Annotated in this window: 18 protein-coding genes; 2 read left to right on the top strand and 16 right to left on the bottom strand. The window is 38.6% G+C overall.

The window, feature by feature from the left end:
• Positions 1-8 precede the first annotated feature (8 nt).
• The 5 genes from IGI79_RS04125 to IGI79_RS04105 form a co-directional block, all read right to left on the bottom strand.
• On the bottom strand, positions 9-2,201 hold the full coding sequence (locus IGI79_RS04125; protein ID WP_195273377.1) for a penicillin-binding transpeptidase domain-containing protein: 2,193 nt from the start codon (positions 2,199-2,201) through the stop codon (positions 9-11).
• Positions 2,202-2,600, bottom strand: a complete 399-nt coding sequence (gene ftsL / locus IGI79_RS04120) for a cell division protein FtsL (RefSeq protein WP_010735984.1) — start codon at positions 2,598-2,600, stop codon at positions 2,202-2,204. It abuts the gene before it with no gap.
• A 4-nt stretch (positions 2,601-2,604) separates the two neighbouring features.
• The gene (rsmH, locus tag IGI79_RS04115) at positions 2,605-3,564 is read right to left on the bottom strand and encodes a 16S rRNA (cytosine(1402)-N(4))-methyltransferase RsmH (RefSeq protein ID WP_065095669.1); all 960 of its coding nucleotides are present in this window, start codon (positions 3,562-3,564) and stop codon (positions 2,605-2,607) included.
• A 21-nt stretch (positions 3,565-3,585) separates the two neighbouring features.
• Complete coding sequence (mraZ, locus tag IGI79_RS04110) at positions 3,586-4,017, bottom strand: division/cell wall cluster transcriptional repressor MraZ (protein WP_195273410.1); 432 nt, start codon at positions 4,015-4,017, stop codon at positions 3,586-3,588.
• Positions 4,018-4,187: 170 nt separating this feature from the next.
• A complete protein-coding gene (locus tag IGI79_RS04105; protein ID WP_019724001.1) occupies positions 4,188-4,556 on the bottom strand; it encodes a DUF3397 domain-containing protein in 369 nt (122 codons plus the stop codon).
• A 209-nt stretch (positions 4,557-4,765) separates the two neighbouring features.
• Between IGI79_RS04105 and IGI79_RS04100 the strand changes: the two genes are divergently transcribed.
• Together IGI79_RS04100 and IGI79_RS04095 are read left to right on the top strand one after the other, a co-directional pair.
• Positions 4,766-5,722 carry a magnesium transporter CorA family protein gene (locus tag IGI79_RS04100; protein ID WP_010735988.1) on the top strand — a complete coding sequence of 319 codons (957 nt, stop codon included), beginning with the start codon at positions 4,766-4,768 and terminating at the stop codon, positions 5,720-5,722.
• A gap of 71 nt (positions 5,723-5,793) precedes the next feature.
• Entirely contained in the window at positions 5,794-5,910 is a 117-nt protein-coding gene (locus IGI79_RS04095) for a DUF4044 domain-containing protein (protein WP_010735989.1), read from the top strand.
• An 81-nt stretch (positions 5,911-5,991) separates the two neighbouring features.
• Here IGI79_RS04095 and IGI79_RS04090 read toward each other — a convergent pair whose 3' ends face one another.
• The 11 genes from IGI79_RS04090 to IGI79_RS04040 all read right to left on the bottom strand — a co-directional run bounded on the left by IGI79_RS04090 (position 5,992) and on the right by IGI79_RS04040 (position 18,618).
• Positions 5,992-8,031, bottom strand: a complete 2,040-nt coding sequence (locus IGI79_RS04090) for a hypothetical protein (protein ID WP_410300633.1) — start codon at positions 8,029-8,031, stop codon at positions 5,992-5,994.
• 145 nt (positions 8,032-8,176) lie between these two features.
• Complete coding sequence (locus IGI79_RS04085) at positions 8,177-10,423, bottom strand: hypothetical protein (protein WP_438845721.1); 2,247 nt, start codon at positions 10,421-10,423, stop codon at positions 8,177-8,179.
• An 852-nt stretch (positions 10,424-11,275) separates the two neighbouring features.
• Positions 11,276-12,955 carry a DNA repair protein RecN gene (gene recN, locus IGI79_RS04080; RefSeq protein ID WP_010735994.1) on the bottom strand — a complete coding sequence of 560 codons (1,680 nt, stop codon included), beginning with the start codon at positions 12,953-12,955 and terminating at the stop codon, positions 11,276-11,278.
• A 17-nt stretch (positions 12,956-12,972) separates the two neighbouring features.
• The gene (locus IGI79_RS04075) at positions 12,973-13,422 is read right to left on the bottom strand and encodes an arginine repressor (protein ID WP_010735995.1); all 450 of its coding nucleotides are present in this window, start codon (positions 13,420-13,422) and stop codon (positions 12,973-12,975) included.
• Between the two features lie 99 nt (positions 13,423-13,521).
• Positions 13,522-14,343, bottom strand: coding sequence for a TlyA family RNA methyltransferase (locus tag IGI79_RS04070; RefSeq protein ID WP_010735996.1), 822 nt, complete (start codon positions 14,341-14,343; stop codon positions 13,522-13,524).
• A gap of 8 nt (positions 14,344-14,351) precedes the next feature.
• Positions 14,352-15,239 (bottom strand): polyprenyl synthetase family protein, encoded by an 888-nt coding sequence (locus IGI79_RS04065; RefSeq protein ID WP_108145737.1) that lies wholly within the window; start codon positions 15,237-15,239, stop codon positions 14,352-14,354.
• Positions 15,236-15,463 (bottom strand): exodeoxyribonuclease VII small subunit, encoded by a 228-nt coding sequence (locus tag IGI79_RS04060; RefSeq protein ID WP_010735998.1) that lies wholly within the window; start codon positions 15,461-15,463, stop codon positions 15,236-15,238. The genes IGI79_RS04065 and IGI79_RS04060 overlap by 4 nt, the downstream gene beginning before the upstream one ends.
• Before the next feature lies 1 nt (position 15,464).
• Complete coding sequence (xseA, locus tag IGI79_RS04055) at positions 15,465-16,805, bottom strand: exodeoxyribonuclease VII large subunit (RefSeq protein WP_108145738.1); 1,341 nt, start codon at positions 16,803-16,805, stop codon at positions 15,465-15,467.
• The gene (locus tag IGI79_RS04050) at positions 16,802-17,656 is read right to left on the bottom strand and encodes a bifunctional methylenetetrahydrofolate dehydrogenase/methenyltetrahydrofolate cyclohydrolase (protein WP_438845720.1); all 855 of its coding nucleotides are present in this window, start codon (positions 17,654-17,656) and stop codon (positions 16,802-16,804) included. Before IGI79_RS04050 ends, xseA begins: the two co-directional genes overlap by 4 nt.
• A gap of 94 nt (positions 17,657-17,750) precedes the next feature.
• Positions 17,751-18,200, bottom strand: a complete 450-nt coding sequence (nusB, locus tag IGI79_RS04045) for a transcription antitermination factor NusB (protein ID WP_010736001.1) — start codon at positions 18,198-18,200, stop codon at positions 17,751-17,753.
• Positions 18,193-18,618 (bottom strand): Asp23/Gls24 family envelope stress response protein, encoded by a 426-nt coding sequence (locus tag IGI79_RS04040; RefSeq protein WP_010736002.1) that lies wholly within the window; start codon positions 18,616-18,618, stop codon positions 18,193-18,195. The genes nusB and IGI79_RS04040 overlap by 8 nt, the downstream gene beginning before the upstream one ends.
• Positions 18,619-18,701 lie beyond the last annotated feature (83 nt).

The raw sequence follows: 18,701 nt of genomic DNA, 5'->3' as shown, positions 1-18,701 counted from the left end.
CTCTCCTATTATTCTTTTAGATGGAAACTTAATGTTTCATCAGATATTTTTTCATAAGGTGCGAGGCTTTGTTCTGTACAGTAACCATCACCGTGGAACGTCACTTCGACACCAAGTATTTTTCCTAATTTCATGATATCCGCCTTTGACCAACCTGTCACATCAGGCATCAACGCAGTACCACCACTATATAGAATCAATTTTTCTCCCGATATCAGCTCATCCCCATTTGCTGTGGATTGCGCTTCTACCTTATTTCCATCGCCAATGACTACTGGTTGCAAACCACTCTTTTGTGCATCAGCAGCGGCAATATCAGGATTTAAATTACGATAGTCAGAAACAGTGATATTTTCCGTCTTTTTCTCTTCTGGCGTAGCTGTTTCCGCTTCTTTGAAATCCATTGCTCGTTTCAGTAATGGGTTCGCAATTTTTGCTAAAGCCGTGCGTTCATACGTCTTAGGATGTTTCATTGTCAGATAAAGGACATATTCGGGATCTTCAGCTGGTACCATTTCGACGATCGAATACAGATATGCGGTATCACCTGTTAGATAACCTCCTGTATCTGAAGCAATCTGGGCTGTTCCTGTTTTAGCTGCAATATTGTATCCCGGAACATTATATACTCCGTAAGCACTACCGTAATTTTCATTTTCTATGACATCTCGCATATACTCACGAACTTTTTCTGTCGTTTCTTTTGAAAATGGCTGTCCTAACACTTCCGTTTCAGTAGAGACTTCTTCTCCAGTATTTGGATCAACGATCTTACTAATGTAACGTGGTTGGATCATCGTGCCGTTGTTGGCGATCGCAGTGAAAGCTTTCATCATTTGGAAATTCGTCACACCAATCGCTTGACCATACGCACTCATCGCTTGGTCAACGATATTAGCAGTTGGTAAAGCACCCGCAACTTCATCATCCAAACCAGAGTGAGTACTTTGCCCAAATCCTAGTTTTTGCAAATAGTTATACCACTTGCCACCTAAACGCTGTTCCAGCATTACCATACCCACGTTACTAGACCATGAAAGAGCTTGACGCATGGTCAGCATTCCTTTTTTACCAAAGTCATGGTCATTGATCGTGGCATCAGCTACTTTGATCTGTCCGGATAGGAAAGACTCATTTTCATCGAATTTACCTTCTTCGATCGCTGCTGCTGTCGTGAAGACTTTGATTGTTGAACCTGGTTCATAAGAATCTTGTACAAGGATGTTACGCCACACAGCATCTTCACCAGTCAACCCTTCCATCGTCTCAGGATTGAACGTCGGGCGTTGACTCATCGCAGTGATCTCGCCAGTTTTAGCTTCCATCAATATCGCAGTCAATTCTTCAGGTTGATATTCTTCATTGACTTGATCCATCAATGTTTCTAAGTAACTTTGCAGACGACTATCAAGAGTCGTATACACATCTTTACCGTCTGTTGCCTTTTCTTCTTCTGCTACAGTACCTGGTAATGGATTTTGGAAATTATCTTTTTGATAGTAGATCTTTCCGTTTTGTCCACTCAAAATATCATTATAAGCAGATTCGATCCCAAGTCGGCCGACCAAGCCATTTTCTTTTTCATCCGGTACCGCGTAACCAATAAAATGGGAAGAAAATACTCCACTAGGATACATACGTGCAGGGTGGTTATCGAAATAAAGCCCAGTAACATCGGCTGCTTTCATTTCTGCTTCGATGTTTTGTTTCGTCTCTTGGGTGATATTACGTCCATAATTCCCAAATTCTACTTGGTAGAGATTTTGCTCGGCTCCATCGCGTAGCACCTTCAAGGCTTTACTTTTTTCCATTGAAAGGTTTTTGCTGATAATATCCGCAAGTGTATCGAAATCTTTTTCTTGTGCATATAATTTTTTGTTTCCAGTCGTGTATGTTTCGGAAAGAATTGCTTTGATCGAGTAAGACGTGGCATCTTCTGCTAGTGCCACCCCATTACGATCAAAGATCGTGCCTCGTTTTGCCTTGACCTCTTCACTACCTTGATAAAGCTGGTTCGTCTTTTCTTCTAGTGATGTGCCAGCCACATGTCCACCGATCACGATGTATGCAAAACGAACGGCAAATAAAAAGAACAATCCAATACTCGTAGCAAATAAAATGATACCTACTTTTTTGCGATTGTTCATCGGATTTAGATTTTTCTTTTCCATAAACCGCCGGAATTTATTTTTAAGACTCATTTACTTCACTTTCCTTAAATTGTCGTCATTGATTGACAACCCTTTTTCTTCTGCGATTTTTTTAACACGCTCGGTACGAGAAAGTTCACTTTTCTCTTGTTCCAAACTGATTTTTTCTTGATTTTTTTCGTTATATTCAACCTGTAACGCACCGATTTGCTTTTCCATACCACTAATATTGGTTCGTAACATCACTGTTAATACGCAAAGTGCGATGACAGAAAAAGCAATACACACTACGGCAAGCTTTTCGAAAATAGAGATTTGCTTCAAGCGTTTTGCTGGAGATTGAGGAAGAACGATTTCTTTCTCTGAGGGTGAATCTGGCAGAGGTTGCTCTGGTAGTTCAATTTCTTGTAAATCATATGGATATTGTTGGACTTTCTTTAGTTCTGCCATTCTTCTACTCCTCTTTCTCTCGTATTTTTTCAGCGATACGCAATTTTGCACTACGAGAACGATTGTTTTCTGCCAATTCTTCTTCAGATGGCAACATCGGTTTTCTCGTTATCACTTTTAATTCAGGTTGGAACTCATCAGGTACGACCGGCAACCCTGGTGGTAAATCTTTGACCGTACTATATTCTTTGAACATGTTTTTGACGATCCGATCTTCTAATGAGTGGAAAGTGATCACACTGATCCGGCCACCGACCTTCAATAAGCGGATTGCTTGCTCTAAAGAGGCTTCCTCCGCACCTAGCTCATCATTGACTGCAATTCGCACAGCTTGAAAAATGCGTTTTGCAGGATGACCGCCTTTTCGTCTTGCTGGGGCAGGAATCACCTGTTTGATGATTTCTACTAATTCCCCGGTTGTTTCAATCGGATGATCTTTTCTCACCCGTTCAATTTCTCTGGCAATTTGTTTTGAAAATTTTTCTTCTCCATAACGAAAGAAGATCTTTACTAATTCGTTGTAAGGATATTCGTTGATCACATGATATGCTGACAAAGGTGCCGATTGATCCATTCGCATATCCAAAGGCGCATCTTGATGATAACTGAATCCACGTTCTGCTTCGTCTAATTGTGGCGAAGACACGCCTAAGTCGTAAAGTATCCCATCGACCTTAGGTACGTATTCAGTCAAGCGCTCTTCAAGCTCACGGAAATTTGCTTTGATAAAAGTGACCATACCTTTTTCGACATACTCAGCCAAACGGATTTTTGCGTGATCGATTGCTATTTGATCTTGATCAAACGCATAAAGATGACCCTCTGTATTCAGTTGGCTTAATAAGTATTCGCTATGCCCGGCTCCGCCGAGTGTACAGTCCACATAAATTCCGTTCGGTTTGATTGCAAGTCCATCTACCGTTTCTTTTAACATGACTGTATAGTGTTGAAATGTTTCAGTCATTGGTCAGCCTCTTCCTATTTCTTATAATCCGAAATCAATCATATTTTCAGCGATTTCATCAAAGTTTTCTTCCGCAGCTTCTGAAAATTCTTGCCATTTGGCTTCATCCCAAATTTCGATCCGGTTTGACACACCAACAATGACACACTCTTTCGTTATTGTTGCGTAGTTTCTTAATGTATTAGGGATATTGATACGTCCTTGCTTGTCCAACTCACATTCTGTAGCTGCTGAGTAGAAAAAACGGACAAAGGTTCTAGCGTCTTTCTTTGCTAGGGGCATATCATTGAGTTTCGACTCTAATTCGTTCCATTCGCTTATCGGATAGCCAAAAAGACAGCCATCTAATCCACGAGTCAACACGAATTGTTCGCCTAATTCTTCGCGCAGTTTTGAAGGCACGATCAAGCGACCTTTTGCATCAATATTATGCCGAAATTCGCCCATTAACATCGAAACTACCCCCAATCCTCCACTAACTAAAATCAGTCTACCACAATCCCCCACTTTCTACCACCTTTTATGGGAAATCTGAGAATAACTTTTTGATTAGTAAAAAAAATTTTAACAATCAGGCTGCTAAAAGATTTTTTAAAGTCTTTTAACAGCCTGATTGCGCCATATTAGAGAAACGAAAGGATGTTTAGGACGATCAAAACGATATACATGACTAATGTCACCAAAAAAGTAAGACGCCAAGTCATTTTGAAATAACGTGAATACACAAGTTCGTCATAGTAATAAGCTTGGAATAACGCGATACAGATTGCCATTAAAAGGATGGTGATCAATAAAAAGGGCAAAAATGAAGACGTAGCGGTATTACGAGACAATGCGTGGATGCCTCCCCACAAAAAAGGAACGGCTAAATCAGGTGCTTTGACTTTGAAACGACGAGTCAATGCAAACATTTTTACTAGAAATTGACAACCAAAAATCACGATTGCCGGAAAGATGTACCAAAACAATACAAGTGGTGAAAAACTGCCCATTCGACAAATCTCCTTTTTTATCGTTGCGTTCAGTATACGTGATTTAGTTTACACAACGATTTCATTTAGTTTAAATTTATACTGTTTTATTATTTTGTTGCAGCCATTTTTTGACCAATCAAGATTGATGATCAGTGGGTAGTCTCTTTCAATGTGTTCTTTTCAAGAATTGGTTATAATAGAAGAAAGAAGTATTGAGGAGGTTCCCAATGATAAAGTATTTCACACTTGAAGACCAGAAATTGGTTGATTCAATGGAAGAAACGGCTGAAACCATTTGGTATTGTGTCGAGCGACCAACAGAAGAAGAAATCAATCAATTGATCAAACAGTTCCAAATACCTAAAGATTACCTCACGTCTGTCTTAGACGATGCAGAAAACTCCCGGGTAGAAGAATTTAATCAAGAAAAGCTAACAAAACCAGCATTAGTATTATTACAATACCCTTTTCCAAAAACTAGTCCTAGCGGATATTTCCAAGTAGATACTTATCCGTTTTCGATTATTCTCACGCCCAAAAAGAAGCTTATCACAATTACGAATCACGAACCACTTTTTTTGAAAAAAGTCTTTCATCAAACGTTTCAAAGAAACGATCTTTCGACAACTCTAAATATTTTTATGCAGTTACTTTGGCAGATCACTCAGTCCTATAACACCTATCTCTCTACCTTACTTGCCCAATGCGATCTGTTGGAGACACAACTAAAAGTGTCAACTGAAAATAAACAATTGTATCAAATCATGGATATCCAAAAAAGCTTGGTTTATTTCAAAGAAGCGACTGCCTCGAATCTTGAAGCGTTACAACAATTAGCCGAGAACCAATCGGTAAAAAATAATCACGCGATGATGAATCACCTCAGAGACGTGATCATTGAAACAGAACAAGCAAAGACCACCGCTCGTATCCGCTTGAAGCTTGTCGAACAGATGAACCAAACTTTTTCAGCCATTATTTCAAACAACTTGAATAATATTATGAAAATTTTAACTTCTTTAACGATTATCTTAACGATTCCAACAATCATTGGAAGCATTTACGGCATGAACATTAAACTACCAATTGCCGAAAGGGATGATGCTTTCCTTTGGTTGATACTATTGACCGTGATCATTTCACTTCTGACCACTTATTATTTAAAAAAAGGTAAGTTTTTATAGAGATGCCCTCTTGTAGAATCAGTGAAAAGCATGTAAAATCAAGATAACAATAATAAATCGAGGTAATCACGATGCGAGAAAAAAAACAAACAAGCACTTTTGCGAAAGTCACAAAATTAGTGATTTGGACAATGTTGATTTTGACAATCGGTTCAGTCGTTCTAACTGCTGTAATCAGTGTTATGTAAAAATAATGGAGGTTGCGCCAAATTTGGCGCAACCTCCATTTCCTGTTATTAGCTGTTATCAAGAGTCTGTCACATTGATGACTACATACTTAAACTAACCTCTTTTTTGTTTGTTCTTTGTTGCTGCCTTGCTTGATTCGATATATTTTTATGTTGGCTTTTTACTCTCGCATCACTTGTTAGCATCGAAAAACTTTGCTTGTTTTCATTTCGAACTCCAGCCCCCGACCGTGTTGAATGACCCACTTGTTCGAATCTTACTTGATTACTTCCTTCTTTTTGCTTTTTCTGATATTGAGCCCCACTATTCTCTAAGGTTGACACTTTTTTACCTGTTGCTGTTTGAGTAGATTGTTGATTCATCAAAGTATTGGGCAATGGATTCGAATGTCGATTATTTAAAGCCAAATTCTGCCGAGAATTTTTCTGTGTTCCTATCATAGCTTCTTTAAATTTATTAAAGTTTTTTTCTAATCTCGTATCGAAATTATTCGGATCGATTCCCACTTCTTTATTAGTCGTCATTCTTTCCACACTGTTTGCCAGATGTGAATTTTCGCGATCTGCGGACATTTCTCTTTGATTCTTCACTCTATCTGGCTCATCCCATTGCTTTATCACTTCTCTTCTTCTTTTTAAGTACTCTTGTTCTAATTCTTTCTTACTTGAAACAGGGATATCAGTAGCCTGAGGATGAAGAATTACCTCAGTATTTTTGAAATTGCTCATTCCAGGCTGAGAATCAAATTGACGTTGATTGGATTGGCTTGAAATCTTCGCTTCTGGCGTAAGCCCTGAATTTTGCTCATCCCTCAGGTTTTTGTAACTTGCTATCTCCTTCGATAATCTTTTAGATAAATCATGGTTCGTAAACACATTGATTAGCGTTTTTGTTGCATCCAAAATTTGAGTTGCAAAATTTTCTTGTCCCAAACTATGGTCAGAGGAAGTAGGTTGATCAAACGATTGGGGTGATATATTGTCTTTATTTGCTTTCCCTAGATTAATAGTAAATAATTGGAGATCAGGTAATGCAAAAGACATCAAATTTGAAACATACGACAACATGGATTGATCCTTTGCTCCTTGCCCACCACCTCTATCAGTTGGTGTTTCATATTGCTTGAAAAAATCAGTAAAGACTTTAGTTACTTTATCCCAAAATGCCTCGTTTATCTTGGGAGGGTGATCCAATCGTTCAAGTGCTGTGCTAGGCTTGGACATTTCCTCAAACGTTTTTTTAACTGGTCCAATCGCTGTTTGAGGCTTCTGGGCTTCCCCAAATGGTAGATTTACTTGTCCAACCGCTGTCGGGGGTTTCTGGATTTCTTCTAAGGGTAGGTTTGCTGCTCCAATCGACGTCGGGGGTTTCTGGATTTCTTCTAAGGGTAGGTTTGCTGCTCCAATCGACGTCGGGGGTTTCTGGATTTCTTCTAAGGGTAGGTTTGCTGGGCCAACCGACGTCGGGGGCTTCTGGATTTCTTCTAAGGGTAGATTTGCTGCTCCAACCGACGTCGGGGGCTTCTGGATTTCTTCTAAGGGTAGATTTGCTGGGCCAATCGACGTCGGGGGCTTCTGGATTTCCTCAACAATACCTTTCAAAGTATTTTTAAGTTGTTCTGCAGCATTTTCTGCTGTAAGATTTCTAAATTGGCTTCGCTGATTTGGTGTTCTTCGTGATCTCTGAGGAACATTTTTATTAATATCCTTTTTATTTGAAACCATTAAATTGTTAAGTTCAACGTCCCAGTGGTTAAGTGTATTTTTTAAATCAATTGTCATGTTGTGAGGGGAAACGTTATTGCTCTGTGTATGACTAGTTGTGATGTTGGAGGTGCGTAGATAATCCATTGATTGTTCGGAAGTTCTTTTCATTTCGTTGTTTTTTTCTTTTGGTACATTCAATCGATTAGGGCCATGCGCAACCACTGGTGTTAACATACTTAACACACTGGTTGCGTATACCGCTCCCGTGAAAGCAGAAAATTTCCCTCTATTCAGATGAAATCTTCTTTGATTACTCAGAGCCCTTAACTCACGCTCTAACCCATGCGGATCTTGCTTGTCTATAACACTGTTGTTGAATCGTCCTATTCTCTCGTTATGATTTTCTCCTGGCATTCCTTTCACTCCTTCTATTTATTTAATTGGCATTCATTATTTACCGTAGTTAACATTCTGTTTTCCCGTTAGCCTTGATAACGTTTGTGGTAGAAAAGTACTACTATCCTAATTTTTTAGTCATCTTTTTATTGTCTTCAATTAACTATATGCTCAAACTTGGTTCTTTTCGATTTGCTCTTGGACGCTGTTTTTCTTGATTAATTATATTTTGACTTTTTACTTTAGCATTCCCTACAAGCATAGATAACCTTGGCTTATTTCCGTTTTGTTTTTCAATAAACGTTTGTGGGTTTTTATCAATGTTGTTTTTTTCTTTGGCTGACGAAAATTGATCGATGCTTAGCCCATCTGAAAACTTCTTAAAGATTCCTGGATTCTCTATATTCGTTAGTCGATCGAGTGATTCTGCTCTCTGATCCCCCTTGGATGCTCTGGCTTCAAATTTAGGCGTTCCATAAACAAAAGAAGTCACATCTTTTTTTTTGCTGCTCGTGCCGTGTACCAACTGATCATATAGTTCCCTTGACTCTTTCTTCATTGGTTCTAAACTTTCCTGTGACAAATGAGACTTTTCTTTTTGCCAAGAATCGATCCCATTGCTTGCTATATGATGTTCTTCTCTCAATCTAAAGTCTGGAATTGGAATGTCTTTTGTCTGGGATGAAGGAGCTTGCTGTAAATCTTTCAAAAAATCCTTCAATTCTGCGGGGAAATTCTGTCCATCCGATGATTCTATCATTTTTAAAATATATTCACCTGTCCGCGTATCTTTTAAATCAATAGTTTTTTGATTCGCCAAGCTGTGATACAGATCCTGTGATTTATTTTGAGACGGTTGCGTAGGAATCGCCTGTTGATATATTTCATCCTTAGAACGATAAGGGTATGCTTGCTCTCCGAACTTGATTAGACTTTCTCCTATACCGTGTGTTAAGCTTTCTTCGTTTTCACCTCTTATATTTCTTGCTTCAAATACAGGATTATCATTGAGATTGCGCAGTTTAACTGTGTCAATTTCTTTTTCTCCATGCGTTGTAAAACTGACCTCTGAATTCGGATTATCTTTTGTTTGGGATGAAGTGGCTTGCTGTAAACCTTCTACAAATTCCTTTGTCATTCTCTGTTTTTCTATATAGATTGTCCGATTACGTGAGTCTGTTCCCTGATTTCGCTTGGATGGTCTTGCTTCAAACTTAGATATGTCATCATTTTGAATACTCTTCAAACTTTGTATTACCTTATCCTGTAGTTCAATCGTCGATTTCTGAGTTGTATCTAAACCTTCCTGTGACAAGTGATACTTTCCTTTTTGCCATGACGCTATTCCAGTGCTTGTTGACTCATTTTCTTCTCGCAATCTAAAATCTGAATTTGGACTATCTTTTGTTTGGGATGAAGAGGCTTGCTGAGAACCTTCTACAAATTTCTTTGTCATTCCCTGATTTTCCATATTAGTTGTTCGATTACGAGAGTCTGTTCCCTGATTTCGATTGGATTGTCTTGCTTCAAACTTATGGATTTTATAAACAAAAGAAGTCTCATCTTTTTGAATAGTATTCAGACTTTTTACTTCCTGATCATGTAGTTCACTTGTATCTTTCTTAATTGAATCTACACCTTCCTGTGACAAGTGAAACTTTTCTTCTTGCCAGGAAGTATGCCCATTATTCGTTAGCTCATTGTCTTTTGTTTGGGATGTTTGCTCTTGGTTGGATGATCTTACTTCAGACTTAAACATTTCATCTTTTTGAATACTATTCAGAATTTTTACTCTCTGATCATGTAACTCACTTGTGAATTTCTTGATTAAATAGGAGGATTTCTTGGAGAGCGCACGCTGTTGTCTTGGATTGATCTGTCTACTTTCATTTAGGGATTGTTGCAATACATCACTTGTATTGCGAGATGTATTGCCCTTATATTCACTTGATTCTTTACGTTTAAATTTCAATTTCTTTTTAGAAACATACTCACTATTAAATTGTTTAGGAACCGTACCTGTCACATTAGCTAGCTCATTTGGCGCTGTAACTCTTTGATCTATACTGACTTGGGGAATGCTCTGTAATACATTACGATAGCTTTGAGTTGCATTTGCTCTAGTATTTAAATCAAACGAAGGATTTTCTTGATTTCTTTCTCCAAATGAGGTGCTTGCATTTCCTACAATTCGATCATTCCTTTGATTTATCGGCTGTAGTGTTATATTTTGAAGAATACCTGTCGAATAATAAAGATAAGAAATAATTGGGTTTGCTCTCACATTTAAGGATTCATTTCCTATGCGAACAGCTAATCTACTCAAATCTTCTTGAGTATTTGTCTTATTAGCGTCATGCATTCGATTAATGAACTTTCCACCGGTTTCTCTGAAATCAATTATTGGCATATCTTACACTCCTCGCATTTTTATATATTTGTTTTGTTCCAATCCTTTTTCTTAGGAAACTTCTAAAGTGGATGTTCCTAAATCACCCATTTACAAAAAAATTTTAAATGAATTGTCCCTTCCTCCCTTTCTTGTCGGTATTCTCTATGAGTAAAAATACGACGTAACCACCATTTAGACAAAAACAACGAACAATAATCATTGAGTTTGCTATTTCTATAACAAATAAATCACCAGCGGAAACGAATCATTTACATAGACGATATGACGATACTTTTAATACAATACTTTAAGTGAATCAATGATAGCTTTTATTGATCTAAGAATATTCGTATTATTCATTTACTAATCTATTACATTCTTACAAACCTATCTTTTATCCGTAGTAGTTACACAGATAATATTTCTTGTTTATTTACAGAAATACTTTAGACTATTTATGACATCCTTTTCCTACTAACCTCAAGTATCTATTCTTAGCGTTCAAAAAAGAATTATTTTCAATAATCATACGTTTAAACTAATTTATGTGTAGTGCTTTTTTTTCAAACATAATCAAAATCTGGGAAAACATTACTACTGACTTTATCTTTTTGTCATTAAACAAAATTTTTATGCTTAAAAATGATAGGACTTTGTAAGCGAATTAACTATTGATTGACTATCGACAGCTTTTGGATTTACAAATTTCATTCTCAAAATCAAAAAAAAAATATAATAAAATACAATATAAAAATAACTAATTATTTTTTCTGTCGGGAAAGATTTCAACTGTTTTTTACCTCTATTCCCTAAAAAGCAAAATAAAATCACCCTAGCCAATGTAGGCAAAGGGTGATTTTTATTTTTTATTTATTTTTTCGCCAAACGTAACAACTCTTTGGCGTGTTCGATCGTTAAAGGCGTGATTTCACTTCCCGCTAACATTCGTGCGATTTCATTTTCTCTTTCGGCTGCAGCTAATTCGGCGACGGATGTTTGTGTTCTTCCACCGACGACTTCTTTTACAATGTAATATTGATAATCCGCTACCGCCGCCACTTGAGGGAGATGCGTGATACAAAGTACTTGGGAATATTTGGATATTTTCAATATTTTATCTGCAATGGCTTGTGCCACTCTGCCACTAACACCAGTATCAACTTCATCAAAAATGATACTAGTCACACCTTGTTCCGAAGAAAAAATGGTTTTCAGAGCAAGTAATACTCGTGACAATTCCCCACCTGATGCTACCTTGACTAGTGGCTTCAATGGTTCTCCTGGATTTGTCGTGATATAAAATTCGACAATATCAAAACCTTGCTCATCTAAGCGTCCATTTGCTTGTGTTGAAAAACGAACTTCAAATTCGGTGTTTTCCATATAAAGACTCTTTAATTCGCGCAGAATTGACTGTTCTAAGTCACTGGCGATCGCTTTTCTTGCTTGATGGAGTTCTTCTGCACATTGAAACGCCCACTCTTCTTTTTGGGTCAGTTCATTCTTCATTTTATCAAGTTGACCTTCTGTAAAATCAGATGAATCTAATTCTTCTGTGATTTCTTCATAGTAGGCTAAGATAGCTTCAACTGAATCGCCATATTTACGCTTCAATTGACGAATCGTTTCCATGCGTTGCGTCACTTCTTCCAAACGATTCTCATCCAGTTCAAGCAGATCGATTTGCCTGCTCATGTCCCCTACTGCATCTTGCAATAAATAATAGGCACTCTGGATATTATCAAAAATTGCTTCATACTCTGAATCAAGGTGGGCAATACTTTGGATCTCGGAAACAGCCATTCCCACCCCATCAAGACTGCTTTGTTCGCCTTCACTGAGCGCCCCATAAGCAGTAGCTAAACCATCGACGATTTTTTGATAATTACTTAATTTATCGCGCTCTTCTCGAAGTTTTTCTTCTTCACCAACTTCTAATTGGGCGGCTGCGATTTCTTCTTGTTGGAAATTCAACATATCGATACGTTGGACATAGTTTTTTTCGTTTTGTTGGATCTTACGTACTTTTCTTTCAAGTTCACGATACGCTTGATAGGCTTCTTGGTACGCTCTTTTTTTCTGTTGAAATGTCGAGTCTCCAAAACGATCAAGTAACACAAGATGTGATTCAGGTTGTAATAGTTCCTGATGTTCATTTTGACCTTGGATATCCACTAAATAACTACCTACGCGTCGCAAATTCGCTAATGTCACGATATGTCCATTCACTCGACAAACATTCTTACCTGCTAAAGACATATCTCGACGGACGATCAGATTTGAACCATCGGACTCAATCCCTAACTCTTCCATCAAAGCTTCAAAACCTTCTTGTTTAGGCCATTCAAACAACCCTTCCAGAATACATTTATCGGCACCTTGACGAATATAATCACTTGATCCGCGACCACCTGCTAATAAGCCCAAAGCATCAATAATAATTGACTTGCCGGCTCCGGTTTCTCCTGTTAATGCTGTCATTCCTTCATGAAACGACAAACGCAATTCAGGAATAATCGCAAAATTGGTGATACTGATTTCTTGTAGCATTGCAATCACTCCTTAGATTAAAGGTAATGCAGAAAATCTTTCTTTAATTGAACAGCATCTTCTTCCAATCGTGTGATCATCAACACATTGTCATCATCGTTGATAATCGAGAATAATTCTTTTTTGTAACGTTTATCGATTAAATTTGCAGCTGCAGAAGCATTGCCCGGTAAAGTCTTTAAAATAACAAATTTTTCCATCTGGTCAACTGCTACAAATGCGTCCTTCAATAGTTTTTCTAGCTTTGTGCTCACATCTTCACTTGTTTCAGCAGGCAGACTATAGCGATAGCCACCATCAACTGCGGGAACTTTGATCAATTTAAGCTCTTTGATATCTCTTGAGATCGTTGCTTGTGTAACAGAAATCCCTTTATTTTTTAATATTTCAACAAATTCTTCTTGTTTACGTATATCTTGTTCATTTAGTAATCGAGTAATCAAACGATGTCGATCTTTTTTTCTCATGCTCAATCCGCTCCTTCACCAATCCTTCTTCTTTCAATGATAGCTTATTTTAAGCGCTTAATAAAGAAGAACTCATAGTCTTTTTTGTCAATTTTCAGACTACCGCTTATGCGTGAATTGTTCATGAGCCATTTCAACGATGTGAGCTGGATCAACGTTCGCATAGATCGTTCCTTTATCTGATACTTTTTTTAAGTGCGCTAAAAATTCAATATTTCCTTCTCCACCTGTAATAGGAGAGTAACTTAGATCTAATACATCAAACCCTTGCTCTGTGGCAAACGTCAAAATTTGTTCGATGACTTGTTGATGGGTTGTTGCTTCTCGAACAATGCCGTTTTTACCGACTGCTTCTCTACCTGCTTCAAATTGTGGTTTGATCAATGCAATGACTTCACCCTCTGGCTTCAAAATTGCATGTAATGGCGGTAGCATCAGCTTCAAAGAGATGAATGATACATCAATGACAGCGACTTCTGGTACACCTTGATCAAAGTCTTCAGGTTTTGCATAACGAAAGTTAACACGTTCCATCACGACCACTTTTGGATCTTGTCTGATTTTCCATGCTAACTGATTGTAGCCTACATCTAAGGCATAGCTCATTTTTGCTCCATTTTGTAAGGCAGCATCGGTAAACCCTCCTGTGGATGCCCCAATATCAAGCAATACTTTATCTTTGACTGTTAGATCAAATTGTTTTAATGCTTTTTCTAGTTTCAACCCACCACGAGAAACATACGGCAATTTTTTCCCTTTGACTTTTAATTCACTACTAACGGGGATTTTTTCTCCTGGTTTATCAAAACGTTCATTTTTTTCATTATAGATCAACCCTGCCATCACGGAACGTTTTGCTTGTTCCCTTGTTTCAAATAGCCCTTGTTTGACGGCTAATACATCTACTCGTTCTTTTTCCATCCTCTTCCTCACTTCTCATCAAATCGTTTGACCAACTGACGAAGAATCTCTCCATCAAATGAACAAACTTCTTGTTCTAACTCGGCAATGATCCTATTGGCGGAATGGATTTCTCGTTGCAACGCAGCTCTTGTCTGCTCGATCCCTAATAAGCGTGGATACGTATTTTTGTCCGCTCGTTCATCCTTGCCAGCTGTTTTTCCTAATGCTTCTGTCGTACTAGTCACATCCAATAAATCATCACGGATCTGAAAAGCTAACCCAAGATGAGCGGCAATTTGTTGTAATTGTACCAAAACTTCTTCTGGTTGTTCTGCTAAAATCCCACCTGCTAGCAAAGCATAACGTATCAAACGTCCAGTCTTTCGTTCATGGATCAATGCTAGTTCTTCTAGCGTCAAATCTTTCGTTTCCCCTTGGATATCTGCCGCTTGTCCTGCAACCATGCCTTGTGTCCCAGCACTAACAGCCAATTGTTGCAATAATAACAATTTTGGTGAGTTCGTTAAGTGGGTCATGCTGATCAACTGGAAGGCACCCGTCAATAATCCATCCCCTGCTAAAATTGCGATTGCCTCCCCATAGACTTTATGGTTGGTTGGTTTTCCTCGACGCAAGTCATCGTTATCCATTGCTGGAAGATCATCATGGATCAATGAATACGTATGGATCATCTCTAATGCTGCTGCTACTTGATAAGCTGAAGCATCGATCTTGGCATCAAAAGAAGCCACGGTTGCTAATAAAGCAAGTGGGCGGATTCTTTTTCCTCCTGCATGGATCGAATAGATCATACTTTCTTTCAAGCGTTCATCCGAAGTATATTCCGTAATGAAAGAAACCATTTCTTCTTCTACCAAAGGAAGGTGCGTCGCAGAAAAATCGGTTAGTTTCATTGTGTCCCCTCTTTCTCGTCAAAAGTGATCTCTTCATTCGTCTCAGTCATCATTTTTGTAAGGGTTTCTTCTGCTTTAGAAAGAGTATCTTGACATTGCTTACTTAATTCCATTCCTCTTTTGAACGCATCTAACGCTGATTCTAATGGAACGTCTCCTTGCTCTAATTGCATGACGATTTTTTCTAATTCTTGCAATGATTCTTCAAATGTTGGATTTGCCATCTTATTCTGTCTCCTTTTTGATCTGTTCCACTTTGCCTTTGACCTGTCCATCTGCATAATGAATGACTAACTCATCACCGACTTGGATCTCATCGACACTTTTTGCCACCTGATCATGCAACGTGGTGTAGCTATACCCTCTACCCATGATTTTTAAAGGACTAAGTAAATCAAGTGATTGAACCGTCTGTTGAAACTTTTGTTGCTGTTGTTGCATATATTGGTACATTTTTTCTTCTAGTCGTTTTTCTAAGTAGCTCGTTTCTTGCTTGGCTGATTTCACTCGATAAATTGGTGCAACTTGTTGCAACTGATGTCTTAAGGTCATGGTTTGTTTTTCTTTTGCATGGTAAATTTGTTGCGTTGCTTGATACAAGCGTTGCCGCAATTGGTCTAGTTTGATCGTTTGTCCCTCATAAAGTCGTTCAGGTTGGCGAAAGACATAGGATTGTCTTGAGCGGGCAAACCGCTCTTGTTTTCGTTGGATTTGGCGTAAAAACCCTTGCTCTAAGCGGGCTTGTCTTTCCTTGATCCGCATCAACTCTTCCGATAATACTGGAACAGCCAACTCAGCTGCTGCCGTCGGTGTCGCTGCTCGAACATCAGCCACTAAGTCAGCAATCGTCGTATCTGTCTCATGACCGACAGAAGAGATGCTCGGTGTTTTTGCTTGATAAATCGCACGAGCCACCCGTTCTTCATTGAAAGGCCAAAGATCCTCGATCGACCCACCACCACGTCCGATGATCATTGTATCGAAATTTCCTAACGCTTCAACGCGTTGGATATTGCGGACGACATCATCTGCTGCTTGGTTTCCTTGCACAACAGTTGGGAACAAAACAAGTTGCGCGATTGGGTAGCGGCGTTTGACCGTCGTGATAATATCACGAATGACCGCACCACTAGGACTTGTTAAAACGGCGATGCGTTTTGGAAATCTCGGCAATGCCTTTTTAGGTCCAGCAAATAGACCTTCTTTCATCAATTTCTCTTTTCGTTCTTCTAGCTCTTGATATAACGCACCGACGCCATCAGGCTCCATATGTTCCACGTAAATTTGATAAGAACCGCTGGCTTCGTAAAGGGAGATCCGACCGATCACCAACACTTTCATTCCCTCTTTTGGTTGAAAACGTAACTTTTGGAAAGCACCTTTGAACATGATCGCAGAGATTTTTGCATGATCATCTTTTAAACTGAAATATTGATGCGCATTCGCTCGCATACGGAAATTCGAGATTTCGCCAGTTAGATAAACTCTTTCCAGATATGGATCTGCTTCAAATTTTCGTTTCAAATATTTGGTTAAGGTGGTAACTGTTAAATATTCTTGCGTCATAACTCTCCTCGCTCTGCTTCAGCTGATTGGACCGTTTGTGCCATCAACATCGTGATCGTCATTGGACCTACTCCTTTAGGGACAGGCGTGATATAGCTTGCAAGAGGAGCGACTTCATCGAATTTGACATCACCGATCAGTTTTCCATCCTCATTCCGATTCATCCCTACATCGACAACTACCGCACCTGGTTTGACGAAGTCTTTTGTTACAAAATGGCCACGCCCGATCGCTACTACGAGTATATCTGCTTCACGAGTTAACGCTGGAAGGTCTTTCGTTTTTGAATGAGCAATGGTGACTGTCGCATCAGCCATCAACAAAAGTTGCGCCATGGGTTTACCGACAATATTACTGCGACCGATCACTACTGCACGCTTGCCAGTCAAATCAATATCATATGCTTCAAACATCTTCATGATCCCATAAGGCGTACAAGGGATCTTATCAGGATTCCCTGCAAATAAACGTCCTAGATTCAATGGATGGAAACCATCAACATCTTTTTTCGGATCGATTGCTAATAACACTTTCTCTTCATCAATATGTTTTGGTAAAGGCAATTGCACAAGGATCCCATGGAAGCGTGGATCATTGTTATATTTTTCAATTTCATTTAGAAGCTCATCTTCGGAGATTGTTTGACTATAACGCTCTACTTTTGAATAAATACCTAATTGATTCGCAACTCGTTCTTTGTTACGAACATAGACTTGACTTGCTGGATTTTCTCCAACTAATAAAACAACTAATCCGGGATTGATCTGTCGTTCATTAAGCTCTTTTACTTTTAACGCAAGTTCTGCTTGCATTTTTTCTACTAATTCTTTTCCATTCATCAATTCTGACATACGATCACTCCCAGATATTTTTGCTTTCATTCTACCATATAAACCACTTGTAACATAACCAGATTTACTAACTATCATAGAAAAAAGCTAGGACTTACGCCCCAGCTTCTAATTCTTTTAACACATTCGATAACATACCATTTACAAACTTACGTGAACGGTCGTCACTGAATGTTTTAGCTAACTCGATTGCTTCATTCAATGCAACAGTTGCAGGCACGTCATCCACGTACATCATTTCGAAAATCGCGATTCTTAAAATAATCAGATCCATTTTGGAAATGCGGTTGATCCGCCAATTATTTTTTAAATGCTTTTCGATGATCGTGTCTAACGATGCTTTTTTTGCACAGACGCCACCAACTAGTGTGTCTAGATATACTGGAACAAATTCTGATTGCTCTTCATTGATCATCTCTTGATGGTCCAACTCGATCGCATTGAAAATTGCATCTTCTTTTGTCAGATCAGTGTTGAAATCTAATGGGAACAATGCCTGTAATGCCATCTCGCGGATCTCGTGTCTTGATAACTCTTTATTCATTTTCTTCCTCTTCGTCCTCAAAAAGTTCATCGATTGCTGGTTGTTCCAATTTTTCTGGTACAACTGCTACGACATGGATATTGACTTCAGCTAATGCAATGTCGGTCATGAAAAGTACTTCTTGGTGAACACGATCCTGCATTTCCATCGCTACTTTTGGTACTGATACGCCATATTCTAAATAACAATATAAGTCAACTTTCAAACCTTCTTCGTCATTGACTAAATATACACCTTTACCATGCGCTGCGCGACCTAGCAATTCTGTGACATTGCTAGCAAAAGTCCCACGCATTCCGTAGACCCCTTCGACTTTAGAAGCTGCAATACCGATAATGACTTCGATCACTTCTGGTGCAATCACGATTTCTCCTAAATCTTGATTAGCATGTAAGACTAAGTTTTTTTCGTCTGCCATTTTTATTTATTCCTCCTTTTGCCTACATACATCTTTCACTTCAAAAAGCGAAGTCATGTACCTAGGAAAACTGTCGCCTGTAA

Origin of the sequence: Enterococcus sp. AZ084 (genome assembly GCF_051714905.1) — a bacterium.
GTDB classification, from domain to species: domain Bacteria; phylum Bacillota; class Bacilli; order Lactobacillales; family Enterococcaceae; genus Enterococcus_B; species Enterococcus_B pernyi.
This window is presented reverse-complemented; position numbering and strand designations above follow the sequence as displayed.